At 46.3% G+C, this 13022-nt stretch carries 13 protein-coding genes; 1 reads left to right on the forward strand and 12 read right to left on the reverse strand.

All coding sequences use genetic code 11. The annotated features are described in order from the left end of the window. Window positions 1-180 precede the first annotated feature (180 nt). Window positions 181-1137, reverse strand: a complete 957-nt coding sequence (locus IJE10_09305) for a Gfo/Idh/MocA family oxidoreductase (protein MBQ2968300.1) — start codon at window positions 1135-1137, stop codon at window positions 181-183. After that, window positions 1134-2216 carry a Gfo/Idh/MocA family oxidoreductase gene (locus tag IJE10_09310; GenBank protein MBQ2968301.1) on the reverse strand — a complete coding sequence of 361 codons (1083 nt, stop codon included), beginning with the start codon at window positions 2214-2216 and terminating at the stop codon, window positions 1134-1136. Before IJE10_09310 ends, IJE10_09305 begins: the two co-directional genes overlap by 4 nt. A 114-nt stretch (window positions 2217-2330) precedes the next feature. Between IJE10_09310 and IJE10_09315 the strand changes: the two genes are divergently transcribed. Continuing rightward, complete coding sequence (locus IJE10_09315; GenBank protein MBQ2968302.1) at window positions 2331-3200, forward strand: helix-turn-helix domain-containing protein; 870 nt, start codon at window positions 2331-2333, stop codon at window positions 3198-3200. Between the two features lie 48 nt (window positions 3201-3248). Here the strand turns inward: IJE10_09315 and coaD are convergent, their stop codons facing one another. From coaD to IJE10_09365, 10 genes are all read right to left on the reverse strand, one after another. Further along, complete coding sequence (gene coaD / locus IJE10_09320; GenBank protein MBQ2968303.1) at window positions 3249-3719, reverse strand: pantetheine-phosphate adenylyltransferase; 471 nt, start codon at window positions 3717-3719, stop codon at window positions 3249-3251. 13 nt (window positions 3720-3732) lie between these two features. Continuing rightward, on the reverse strand, window positions 3733-4932 hold the full coding sequence (gene hydF / locus IJE10_09325; GenBank protein ID MBQ2968304.1) for a [FeFe] hydrogenase H-cluster maturation GTPase HydF: 1200 nt from the start codon (window positions 4930-4932) through the stop codon (window positions 3733-3735). A gap of 7 nt (window positions 4933-4939) precedes the next feature. Continuing rightward, the gene (hydG, locus tag IJE10_09330; protein MBQ2968305.1) at window positions 4940-6358 is read right to left on the reverse strand and encodes a [FeFe] hydrogenase H-cluster radical SAM maturase HydG; all 1419 of its coding nucleotides are present in this window, start codon (window positions 6356-6358) and stop codon (window positions 4940-4942) included. A gap of 20 nt (window positions 6359-6378) precedes the next feature. After that, window positions 6379-6624, reverse strand: coding sequence for an iron-only hydrogenase system regulator (locus IJE10_09335; protein ID MBQ2968306.1), 246 nt, complete (start codon window positions 6622-6624; stop codon window positions 6379-6381). A 482-nt stretch (window positions 6625-7106) separates the two neighbouring features. Beyond that, window positions 7107-7301 (reverse strand): hypothetical protein, encoded by a 195-nt coding sequence (locus IJE10_09340; protein ID MBQ2968307.1) that lies wholly within the window; start codon window positions 7299-7301, stop codon window positions 7107-7109. 89 nt (window positions 7302-7390) lie between these two features. Then, a complete protein-coding gene (locus IJE10_09345; GenBank protein ID MBQ2968308.1) occupies window positions 7391-8224 on the reverse strand; it encodes a polysaccharide deacetylase family protein in 834 nt (277 codons plus the stop codon). Window positions 8225-8277: 53 nt separating this feature from the next. Beyond that, window positions 8278-9444 (reverse strand): RNA polymerase sigma factor RpoD, encoded by a 1167-nt coding sequence (gene rpoD, locus IJE10_09350; protein MBQ2968309.1) that lies wholly within the window; start codon window positions 9442-9444, stop codon window positions 8278-8280. Window position 9445: 1 nt separating this feature from the next. Then, window positions 9446-11182, reverse strand: a complete 1737-nt coding sequence (locus IJE10_09355) for a DNA primase (protein MBQ2968310.1) — start codon at window positions 11180-11182, stop codon at window positions 9446-9448. A 446-nt stretch (window positions 11183-11628) separates the two neighbouring features. Further along, complete coding sequence (gene raiA, locus IJE10_09360; protein MBQ2968311.1) at window positions 11629-12147, reverse strand: ribosome-associated translation inhibitor RaiA; 519 nt, start codon at window positions 12145-12147, stop codon at window positions 11629-11631. Between the two features lie 16 nt (window positions 12148-12163). Next, window positions 12164-13003 (reverse strand): fumarate hydratase, encoded by an 840-nt coding sequence (locus IJE10_09365; GenBank protein MBQ2968312.1) that lies wholly within the window; start codon window positions 13001-13003, stop codon window positions 12164-12166. Between the last annotated feature and the right edge of the window lie 19 nt (window positions 13004-13022).

Raw genomic sequence — 13022 nt, forward strand, 5'->3', positions numbered from 1 at the left:
GGAAGGCTTCACAACGATTTGGTTTGTATCATTCTACAATGTTGCTTAACAATTTACGTTTGTTATATACTTTAGTTTCCTGTCTGTTCATCGGTAAACCTCTATTGAACCACGCGACTATCGCGTGGTTTTCGTTGCACACAATAAATGCGAAAGCTTAACAAAGCTTTCGCATTTTTATTATATTTGATTTTTGTATGCCCCTTCCATCATCTGCGTCAGATGAATCGCTTCGGTCATGCCACAGCCTTCTGTCGGCTCGCCCGAAAGGAACAAATCTATGGGATACGGTTTGTCCTCGGGAATTTCTAAAGGCACAATTTTGTTTTCTGTTGCCTTGGTGCATTTTACCGCGCCCTCGTTGTTTACAAAGCGCGCATAGCCCTTGTCACCGCTTACAATCAGGGTCGTCGGGTCAACGCCCGATACAAACCCCGTTTCGCTCACTGCAATACTGCCGTCCTTATAAGACATCACCGTTACCGCATTATCCTCTACCCCGTCTTTGTTCTTGGGATTGGAATCCCAAAGGGTAAAGACAGAGCTGTATTTTTCGGGCAGTCCCAAAAACCAGTCGATTAAATACATCCCGTGGGCACCCAAATCAATCATGGCACCGCCGCCGCATTCTTTTTTATTAAAAAAGTGTTCGGGCAACCAGTTTCCGATGCTGCCGCTGTGACAGTTTCTGAACCGCACATAATTGATTTTGCCCAGCTCTCCGCTGTCAGCAAGGGCTTTTAACGCCATCATACCGCCACGGAATTTCTGGAAGAGCGAAATAACGAATTTTACGCCATTTTTGTCCACTGCCTCTTTGACACGCAGACATTCCTCTGTGGTAAGAGCCAGCACCTTTTCGGTAAAAATGTCTTTTTTGGCTTCGGCAATGCGTACCATGTAATCTGCATGGGTGTTTGATGCAGTACAGCAAATCACGCCGTCTGCCTCGGATGTAAGCAACTCTTCAAAGCTTTTAAACGCATAAAGCTCGGGAAACTTTTTCTGAAAGCTTTCTCTTAAAGCCTCGTTTTCCTCGTAAAAGCCAAGCATTTCCACGCCGTCGTTGGCAAGTGCTTTTTTGGTATAGTCCACGGCATGAACGTGCCATGCACCGCAAAGAGCAACCTTCATCATTCAAAAATCACCGGCTTTCCGGTCTTGGAAGAGGTGTAGATTGCTTCCAAAATCTGGGAAACCACATAAGCCTGCTCGGGCTTAACTACAGGATCGGTGTCCTCACGGATCGCTTTAATCCAGTTATACGCTTCCACATCCTGGGGAGCGGTGGATGCACCTTCATAAAAGTCAACGCCGCCTGCGCCTAAGTCTACATCGGTTACAACCTGCTTATTAAATTCAACCTTGTTGATTTTAAGCTCGTTGCCACGGATTGCCAAGCCTTCCTTGCTGCCGCAGAGGATACAGCTTGCCGCATCCAGGGGAGAATCCACATTTAATGCCCAGCTGGTTTCCAGCATAATGGTTGCGCCATTCTTCATGCGGATAAATGCACATGCAGAATCTTCCAGTTCGCTGGTGCTTACGCCGTTGTCGCCCCAGATGTTACCTGCTTCGGGATGCTCAAGCTTTTTATGGGTCTTACCGATAACCAGTTCAGGCTCGTAGTTGTTCATAAGCGCCAAAGTCAAGTCTAAAGAATGGGTTGCAATGTCGATGATCGGACCGCCACCCTGCTCTTCTTCGTTCAAAAATACGCCCCAGTTGGGTGTACCGCGACGACGGATTGCGATACAGTTTGCATGATAAATTTCGCCCAGCTTGCCTGCATCAATATACTGCTTTGCATAAAGGGTTGCCTGCTTTTGTCTGTGCTGATAGCCGATGGTAAGCTTTTTACCCGTTTCCTTTGCAGCATCTAACATTCTTTTTGCATCTGCCGCGGTCTTTGCCATGGGCTTTTCGCACATAACGTGCTTGCCTGCATGGAGCGCATCTACGGTCATGTCCGCATGCTCTCTGTTGGGGGTACAAACATGTACCACTTCAATGTCCTCGTTCTTTAAAAGTTCTTTGTAATCCAGATAGATTTTTGCATCGGGTGTGCCGAATTTTTCAGCCGCCTTTTCTGCTCTTTCCTGAATCAGATCGCAAAATGCAATCACTTCCACGCCCGGTACCTTTGTTAAGGCAGGCAAATGCTTACCCATACCGATACCGCCACAGCCGATAATACCGATTTTTACTGTTCTCATAATGAATTCCTCCACTCTTTTTATATTCTTTAAAATAAGTGTAGCATTTTTGAAAAAGTTATGCTATAATATTTTTTAGAAAAAATAGTAAATTTTTGCGTTTTGGAGGATTTTATGAAAAAGGAATATATGGTAGAGCAGGATAATGCACACCTTTCTGCCATGGGTGCGGAAATCTTTATGAGCACATCCCGTAAGAAAGGCATTTATGTTGCGCATGCGCATATGCACACCGCTTTGGAGTTTTTATACATTTTGCACGGAAGCTTCCGCATTGAAGCAGACGGTGAGTATTTTATTGCCAATCCAAAGGATTTTGTGTTTTTCCGCCCCAACACCATTCATCAGATTTTTTCACTGGACAGCGGTGTGACCGACTATCTGGTATTAAAAATCCGTCCGGACATGATTTTGGATTTTGCAGGACGGGACACGGGCGTTTTGTATGTAATGCAGCTTTGTCACCGGCACGACAAAACGGTCTGGACAAAGGAAGAAACGGAAAAGAATGGACTTCGTGAAATTTTAGAGCGGTTGCTGTCAGACTATACCACCCCTCTATACGCCACCGAGCTTTCCTTAAAGGCAAACAGCGTCCTGCTTTTAACCGCCCTTTTGCGCAATCAGCCCGAAAACATGCAACAAAAGGATGCCGTAACCCTCTCTGCTCTGCAACAGATTTATCAGGCAATCAACATTATAAACAGCCGTTATGATGAGAATTTAACCGCCAAAGCCGTGGCACTGGAGGTGGACATGAGCTACACCTATTTTTCGAGGCGCTTTAAAACCATAACGGGCAAAAGCTTTACCCGTTATTTAAACGAGGTGCGCGTAAATCATGCCGAAAAAACGCTGTTACTGACCGACAAATCGGTCACTGAGGTTGCCTATGCCTCCGGCTTTAACGATGCTTCATACTTTATTTCCCAGTACAAAAAGCTTCGGGGCAAGACACCTTACAAACTAAAAACTGAGAACTAAAAACACGCCTTTGGGCGTGTTTTCCTTTTGACAAATATCCTGTCTGTTTTATTTCATAATCATATCCTTCACAGGTGCAGGTACAAATTTGGAAACGTCTTTGCCAAAGCTGTAAAGCTCTTTAACCATAGAGGATGAAACCGCCACATTATCGGCACGGAAATAGACATATTCCAAGTTCGGATTAATCAGTTTGTTGACCTCTGCGATGTTTTCCTCGTAGTTGTAGTCCATGTTGTTCCGAAGTCCGCGAATCATGTAGCCAATGTTGTTTTGCAGGCTGTATTCCGCAATCAAGCCCTCGTAGGCAATCACTTCACAGTTAAAAATGCCCTCTGCCTTTAAGGTTTCTTCGATTGCAAGCTTTACCGCGTTTGCATCATAGCTTCTCTTTTTCTTGGCATTGACACCGATTAAAATATGTACCTTATCAAAAAGCTTTGCGCTTTTTCGGACAATATCCAGGTGTCCGTTGGTGAACGGGTCAAACGACCCGGGATACATGGCAACGTTGCTCATTTTTACGTCCTCCTTAGTTCAGATATTTATTATATTCGGGAAATATTTCCAAACTCCTCTTTAAAATGCCGTTTAAATGTGCAATCAGCACACCGTAATTGGTCATGGCTACGCCCTTTTCCTTGGCACGCGCCATACGGGACGCCATTTCGCGGTCGTTCAGCATGCATCCTCCGCAATGCACAATCAAATCAAACGCCTCGGCATTTTCGGTAAACTCACCACCCGAAGTAAATGAAAATTCAAAATCCTTTCCCGTTTTTTTGCGAATCAGGTTGGGCAGTTTCACCGTCCCGATGTCACCGCATTGTCTGTGGTGGGTACAGCCCTCGGAAATGAGAATTTTTGCGTTTTCTTTTAAATCAAAAATTCTGTCTGCGCCCTCAACCGCGTAGTCCAGCACCCCTTTGTACCGTGCCATCAACACCGAAAAAGAGGTTAGCGGAACGTCCGCTCCCACCGTGTTTGCACAAAAAGCAAACACCTGGGAATCACAAATGACAATTTCGGGCGGATTTTTAAGTTTTTCTAAGGTCTCCGAAAGCTCCGTTTCCTTGCAAACCACAGGAATGCAGCCGCCGTCTAACAGATCGCGGATGGTCTGCTGTTGCGGCAGAATCAGTCTGCCCTTGGGTGCGGATTCATCTATGGGACAAACCAACACCGCAACGCTTCCCCGTTCCAATTTATCCGAAATGATGCGTTTTTCTTTGGTTTCGGGTTTTAATGTGCCGATTTTTTCTTTTAATTCAAAAATACCCGTATTTTCCTTTGCGCTGACCGCCAGTTCGTTTTCCGAAAGCTGTAAACCGGGCTTCAATTCGCATTTGTTGTACACCGTAAGATATGGAATTTCCTTTTGCCGTAAAAGCTCCAAAAACGCCTCATCCTCGGCACTTTTACCAACTGTTGCATCCACAACCAGGATTGCAATATCTGTTTTGTAAAGCACATTTTTGGTCTTTTGCACGCGCAAATCCCCTAAATCACCCGAATCGTCAAAGCCGGGGGTATCAATCACCGTAACAGGACCTAAGGGAAGCAGCTCCATTTGCTTTTGCACCGGGTCGGTTGTGGTGCCCTTCACCTCTGAAACCACCGAAAGACTTTGTCCCGTGACACGGTTGATTAAGCTGGATTTGCCCGCATTCCGCTTTCCGAAAAAGCCGATATGCAGTCTCTCACCATTGGGTGTGTTCATGGCTTTATCCATTCCTTTCTTACAGTCTGAAATCTCTAAGCCCCTTGCCGATGTTTTCTAAGTTTTCCTTGACTAAATTGCGCACCTTTTCCTTGGGCACGTTTTCGATTTCTGCTTTAATAAGCGCTTCGCCGATTTTACGGGTATCCTCGGAAGCGTAGTCCAGTAAATACTCCTTCAAAGTCATCAGTGCATTGGGATGACAGCAGTTCTGAATCTGCCCGTTTTTGCAAAGGGTCATAAAACGGTCGCCCGTTCTGCCCTCTCTGTAGCAGGCGGTACAGAAAGACGGAATAAAGCCAAGCTCCATCAGCCATCTGACTACCTCATCTAAAGTACGGTTATCCGAAACGTCAAACTGAGCAGAATTTTCCTCTTCGGGTTCTTCTTCCGCATAACCGCCCACCGAGGTACGGGATGCACCCGAAATCTGGGACACACCAAGCTCTAACACCCGTTCTCTGCATTCCTTGCTCTCACGGGTGGAAATAATCATGCCCGTGTACGGTACCGCAATGCGGATACAAGCCACAATTTTAGCAAAAATATCATCGTTGATGCCGTTATCAAATACGGTGGGGTCAATATCGTCTGCGCGCTTGATTCGGGGTACCGAAATGGTGTGCGGACCCACGCCATGCACCGCCTCCAAATGCTCGGCGTGCATCAAAAGCCCTGCAAATTCGTATTTATAAAGCTCTAAGCCAAACAAAACGCCAAGACCCACGTCATCAATACCGCCCTCCATGGCTCTGTCCATGGCTTCGGTGTGGTAGGCATAATTGTGCTTCGGACCTGTGGGATGAAGCTGTTCATAGCTTTCCTTGTGATAGGTTTCCTGGAACAGAATGTAGGTCCCGATTTCCGCTTCCTTAAGCTTTCTGTAGTTTTCCACGGTGGTTGCGGCAATGTTTACGTTCACACGGCGGATTGCACCGTTTTTGTGCTTGATGCCGTAAATGGTTTTGACAGACTCGAGGATATATTCGATGGGGTTATTTACAGGGTCTTCCCCTGCTTCTAAAGCCAAGCGCTTGTGTCCCATATCCTGCAATGCGATAACCTCTTTTTCAATTTCCGCCTGACTTAACTTTTTACGGGCAATGTGCTTGTTCTGGTGATGATACGGACAGTACACACAGCCGTTTACGCAGTAGTTGGAAAGGTAAAGGGGTGCAAACATCACAATGCGGTTGCCGTAAAAATCCTTTTTAATCTGCTTGGCAAGTGCCTCGATTTTGTGATTGATTTCTGCATCCTCGCAAACCAGAAGCACGGAGGCTTCCCGATGGGTAAGTCCCTTTCTTTCTTCTGCTTTCTTCAAAATGCTTTCTAAAAGTTCTTTGTTGTTTTTGTTTTGTTCTGCATAGGCTAAGGTGTCTAAAATTTCCTCGTGGCTGATAAATTCTTCTGCCTTTAACGATTTGGGATTATACATATTTGGTTCCTCCTTTGTGGTCAGATTTTAGAATATGCGGCTTTGCAGGTTACCCCGTTTAGGTTTCCGAGCTTACCGCTTAAAGCGCTGATTTCCTGTTGCGGTGCGTCCAGAACTAAGCTGATGACGCTGATTTTCCGTTCTCTGCACGGAATGCCCATTCTGCCGATGATAAAAGGCGCGTAATCATGCAAAATTGCATTTAACGCCTCTACCGACTCGGGTGCTTCCACAATGATGCCTAAAGTAGCAATTCTGTTTTCCATTTTACGTTCTCCTTATGTATTTGTTGCGTAGCGCAATTTTCGCCATTTTAAGAAAACTTTTCTTTCGGGAATAACTTTTCTTGTCTGAAACAAAAAACACGCCGAGAAGGCGTGTTTTTGCTCTTAAAATACAATTTTACACTTCGCCTTCCATCTCAATTTTCATTTTGATGTCAGATTGGTATGTTAGATTGCCTTTACAGGCAGAGCTTTAAAACAAAACTCTTTCTGTGCAGGCAAAAAACGTTTTTTAGTGAATCGGAAAAATGTGTGCAGAATGGACGAAACAAACCCCGAAGGGGTATGCCTGCAATTATACAAAAGTATATTGCAGGTTTGTTTCGTTCATAGCTTATCGGCATTGTTTCAAAGAAACTCTGTTCAACCGAATAGAGTTTCCTCCGATGATTCTTAAACACCAAATCCATCGCAAACTGAATTTATCATTCCCGCCGATAAGCGGTCGGTGCATATTTTTACATTCACTGCGGAATTATAGTTTCTTCGGGATATTTACTTTCAGGACCACCGATGCCATATACAAAACGGTCACCCTTTTTGGTTTCATACAACACTTCTTCATAGCCTTTGGGATCACCGAATTCACCAAAAGCGATTCTGCTGATTTCAATGGCAGTTTCTGTGTTATAAGTCTTTTTCTTGATAATCTTCTTCATGAGAACGTTTCTCTCCTTCCTGTATTTCGATTTTTAGTATATCACAAATTTGTTTTTTTGTCAAATCCATTTCCCGACAGAAAAGCCAATCAGATGTATTGTGTTTCGCCGGGCTGAATCACATATTCCTTTTCTGCAGTGGCAAACCAGATGGTATGCAGGGTCGGGTTATACACAATTGTCTCGTCCGCGCTGAAAACCAGCGACTGATACGCCGTTACATACTCGTAAATTTCGCCGTTTGTGGCATACCATACATCATCCCTGCCCGCAAACTTTTCGCAGATACGATCCAAAAGCGCCCAGTTCTGATCGTTTGTAAATTCATAGCTGTGTCCCCATATGTAAAACAATCTCGGGGTTTCGTACTTAAAGCGGCCACCCTCCACAGGTGCCAAAAATGCGTCCGCCCATTCTAAAAGGTTCGGATTTTTGTGATGACAGGTGGGCACCCAGGCATGCCAGTCAAAAGGCAGCTTAAAGCCGTCGTTATCTCCGTGCAAGGTTCTTGCATAGGTGATGCCAAGCTCACGCAGATACTGCTTAACCTGCGGATAGGTAACGCCGTTTTCAAACTTTATGATGCCCGAATCGGCATATGCCATACCGCGCACAATACGATTATAGGTTTTTTCTAAATTCAATCTGCAATCCAAGACATCCCGTATACCTCGGGTAACAGGCGTAAGACCTGCTGCCATATGCTCTGCACCGTGCACCGCAATTTCGTGACCGTTGTCCAAAATATGTTTTTTTGCATCCTCCACGGAAATTTTCGCCCTTGCCGTAAAGTTAAAAGTTCCCTTTAAGCCATACTTGGTTAAGGTATCAGACAGTCGGATATCATCAAGGCAGCCGTCGTCATAGCTAAACGTCAGCGCTCTCAATTTACCGCCCGGAAATCTTAAGAATCTGTAATGCATACTTTCTTTTCTCCTTTTTCAGTATGAAAAGGCGCATCAAATGCGCCTTTTGCTTATTCTAAATAATCCTTCAGTTTTTTACTTCTGGAGGGGTGACGGAGCTTTCTTAAAGCCTTTGCTTCAATCTGGCGGATACGCTCACGGGTAACGCCGAATTCCACACCCACCTCTTCTAAGGTTCTGGCTCTGCCGTCCTCTAAGCCAAAGCGCAGACGAAGCACTTTTGCTTCTCTGTCAGTGAGTGTGCCGAGCACGTTATCAAGCTGTTCCTTAAGCATGGTAAAGGATGCCGCTTCTGCCGGTGCAGGTGCATCATCGTCAGGGATAAAGTCACCTAAGTGGCTATCCTCTTCTTCACCAATCGGGGTTTCCAACGACACAGGTTCCTGTGCAATCTTCATGATTTCGCGCACCTTATCCAGAGACATATTCATTTCCTTTGCCACTTCCTCAGGCTGAGGCTCTCTGCCGTTTTCCTGAATGAGCTGGCGCTGGATACGCATCAGTTTATTTATGGTTTCCACCATGTGTACCGGGATACGGATGGTTCTTGCCTGGTCTGCAATGGCACGGGTGATTGCCTGACGAATCCACCATGTGGCATAGGTCGAGAATTTATAGCCCTTGGTGTAGTCAAACTTTTCTACCGCCTTGATAAGACCCAAATTACCTTCCTGAATCAAATCCAAAAACTGCATACCGCGACCCACATAGCGCTTTGCGATGGATACAACAAGTCTCAGGTTTGCCTCTGCCAGACGTTTTTTGGATTCCTCGTCACCGGTCATCATTTTCTTGGCAAATTCAATTTCTTCGTCCAGAGAAAGGAGCGGCACCTTACCGATTTCCTTTAAGTACATTCTGACGTGGTCTTCCACGCTCACGCCCTCGGGTACGGAAAGGTCCTCCATTTCCTCAGCGGAAATTTCTTCTGCCTCTATAGCAGCCAGATGTGCCTCGTTCGGCTCATCGATATCGTCCTCGTCCTCTGTATCGCCCTGCTTGTCCTCTGTTTTTGCTTCCTTTTCAGGCACTCCCTTGTCCCCGACAATCTCGATGCCTAAATTTTCAAGGGCTTCGTAAATCGCCTCAATCTGGTCGGTTTCCAAATCGATTGCTTCCAAAGCATCCATAATCTCCTGATAAGAAAGAGAGCCATCCTTCTTACCCTTGTCCATCAGCTTTTTCACAATCGTTCTTCTTGTTTCCTCTTTCGGCATATTAATCCTCCTTATGTAAAGCGTTCATGACGCCTTCTACATCACCTGCTGCTGCAAGCTGTTTTAACATCTCCTGTCTGCGGAGCTGCGAAAGCTTACCGATGATTTGTTTTACGGCTTGCGTTGGTGCTTCCTCTGCACCAAGTCCCTGTACCGCACCTGCTACCTTACCGCTGTATTCCAGCGGGAATTCTGCTATAAAATCCGCCGCCTCGGGAATGGGTGTACCCGATTCCAAAAGGGCTGTCATCTGCTCGAAGCAGTAGCGGAACGCCTCTACCTCAAACAGCTCTGCCCCGCCGTTTTCCAATACTTCGGAAAAGGCGTCTTTGTAGCGGAGTGCCAGCGCAATCAGTCTGCCCTCTGCCGCCTCGTGTACCGCAGAGGTATTTAAGGCATGCTGACGGGTGATGCGCTGAATCTGGGTTGCTTCATCCCGTTGGTCGCTTTGTCGCTGACGCAGAACCGCCTTTTTGACCTGTGCAGAAAGCGCTTCCTCCGAAACCGACATGGAAAGCGCCACCTCACGGGTGTAGATTTCCTGCTCCACCGGTTCTTTCAGCCGGGCAATCTCCTCTGCCGCAGCCTTTAAAAATTCCGCTTTCTGTTCGGGAATGTGTACATCATAGTTTGCCTTTAAGGCGTTTATTTTATACAAAACCGGCGGTTTGGCGTCCTCAATACAGCTCAAGAACTTGTCCACGCCGAATTTTTTACAGTATTCATCCGGGTCCTTTGCCCCATCTAAGGTAATGACCTTTGCTTTCACATCTGCTTCACGCAGAAGTCCGACCGCCTTGTGCGCCGCTTTTACCCCTGCACTGTCACCGTCATAACAAAGCACTACTTCGTTGGCATAGCGCTTTAAAAGCCGTGCATGACGGGCGGTTAATGCCGTACCCAGCGATGCCACCGCGCGTTCGATGCCGTACTGATAAAGAGTCACCACGTCCATATAGCCTTCCACCACTAACACCTGACCGCTTTTGTCATTTTTGGCAAAGTTTAAGGCATAGAGATTGGCACTCTTATCAAAAATCGGGGTGTCTGCGGTGTTTAAATATTTGGGTTTGGAATCATCCAGAACACGTCCGCCAAAACCGATGACATTGCCCACCACATCTAAAATCGGGAACATCACACGGTTACGGAAACGGTCGTAGGTTGACCCTTTTTCGGTGCGGGAAATCAGACCCACTTGCACCAGCAGGCTTTCAGAAAAGCCTTTGGATAAGAGATGCTTTTTGAGCGCGTCCCAGGAATCGGGCGCGTAGCCGATGCCGAATTTTTTAATCATCTCGGCACTTAAATTTCTGTTTTTAAAATATTTTCTGGCTTCCTCGCCTCTCGGCTCGGTCAGGCAGGCATAGAAAAACCGTGCCGCCTCGCGGTTTGCCGTGTACATCTGCTTACGTTTTTGTTCATCCTTGTCCGAGCGGTAAGAATCCTCGGGCACCTGTACACCGCATTCGCTGCCAAGCTTTTTGACCGCGTCCACAAAGCTTAAATTCTCCACCTGCATTAAAAAGTGGATTGGACCACCGCCCTTTTGACAGCCGAAGCAATAGTACATCCGTTTCTGGGGCGTTACCCGAAAGGACGGGGTTTTCTCGGAATGAAAAGGGCAAAGCCCCACAAAATCATTGCCCGAGCGCTTCAGGTTTACATAACGGGAAACCAGGTCGGCAATGTCAGTCCGCTCGTTAATTTCCTGTATAACACTCGACGGTATTGCCATTCGTTTCCCTCCTTTACAAAAAGCCACTTAAATGTTATTCGACAACGCTTTCCATTTTCCTTTTTTGTACGACCGCGTACGAAGTTTTTTCCGACTTTACATTCTCTGCGCGCAAAAGCCGAAAGCTTTTCCCCACACAAAGCACTTTAATCTCTCGCGCGCACGCGCGCTTGTTTTGTTATTGTTATAATTGTTATATTTGTTTATATTGTTTATATATAATAAGAAGAAAAATTCTCAACGGACCCTCAGCGAATCCTCAACGGACTCTCAGAAATTTTCAATGCCTCTCAAAGGCGCATTACAAAAGGATTTCTCAAGGGGTGCAAATTGGACCCTCAACGGACCCTCAGCTTACGCTCAAAAGATCCTCAAATTTAAAAAACTCTTCAAAAAAATCATATGCGGGCGGCAAAAGGACTTGCCGCCCGTCTTAAATTCATGGTTTACGACACTTCAATCACACCGTATTTCCCGTCTTTACGGGCATATACAATGCAGGTCTGTTCGGTTTCCGCATCTTTATACACAAAGAACTGATGGTTCAAAAGCTTCATCTGCAAAACGGCTTCTTCCGCTTGCATGGGCTTTACATAAAACTGCTTTTTCTTCACCACATCAAATACCGTGTCCTCTTCGATTTCATATTCCAAAGGCTCGGGCACATAGGCAGTTTTGATTTTCTTTGCCAGCTTTGTTTTATATTTACGCATCTGACCGTCAACAATTCCCACCGCACGGTCAATGGCGCATCTTGCATCGGTATCGTCCGATTCAGCACGGATGATGACATCCCCCGAACGGATGGTTACTTCCAGGAAAATGCGGTTTTTCTGTGCGTAAAAGGTTGCGGTTACAGAAGCATCTGCACCGAACACTTTTTCAAACTTGCCCAGTTTTTCCTGCAAATAAGCTTTGGTTGCATCTTTTAAATTTACTTTTCTTTCAACAATCTGAACCTTCATACCGATCTTCCTTTCGTTACAGTATCACTGTTTTGTGTCGGGTGACATGACAGCTCATGTTTACCGCCACCGGAAGCCCTGCAATATGTGTGGGATAGGTTAGTATGTTGACACCAAGTGCCGTGGTTTTTCCGCCAAGCCCCGCAGGGCCGATGGAAAGGGCATTGATTTTTTCAAGCAGCTCCTGCTCCAGCTCTTTATAAAAGGGCTGTTCGTTTTCCGAATCCACAGGACGCATAATTGCCTGCTTGGCAAGCATCGCTGCTTTTTCCATGGTGCCGCCGATTCCGACGCCCACCACCACAGGCGGACAGGGGTTACTGCCTGCTTTTTTTACGGTGTCTACCACAAACCGAACCACACCGTCTCTGCCGTCAGAGGGCTTTAGCATACACAAGGCACTCATGTTTTCACTGCCGAAGCCTTTCGGCCCGATTGTGAGGGTGATTTTATCCCCCGGCACGATACGGGTATGAATCACGGCTGGGGTGTTATCCCCGGTATTTCCGCGTAAAATCGGGTCTTTTACCACCGATTTTCTTAAATACCCCTGCTCGTAGCCTTGGCGAACACCTTTTTCCACAGCCGTCTCAAAATAGTCACCGGTGATACACACCTGCTGACCGATTTCGGCAAACACCACCGCCATGCCCGTGTCCTGACAGACCGGCATGCAATCCGATTCAGCGATATTGAAATTCTCAATCAGCTGACCTAAGATTTCACGGCTTACGCCTTCCTCGTTTTCGTAGGCTGTGGTAATTGCCTGCTTGATATCCTCGGGTAAAAAGAGATTTGCCTCGATGCAGGCCTTTGCTACCGCCTCTGTGATTTGTTCCGATGTAATGGTTCTCATGCTTTCATGTTCCCCTTGC

Source organism: Clostridia bacterium, from assembly GCA_017410375.1.
Taxonomy (GTDB): domain Bacteria; phylum Bacillota; class Clostridia; order RGIG6154; family RGIG6154; genus RGIG6154.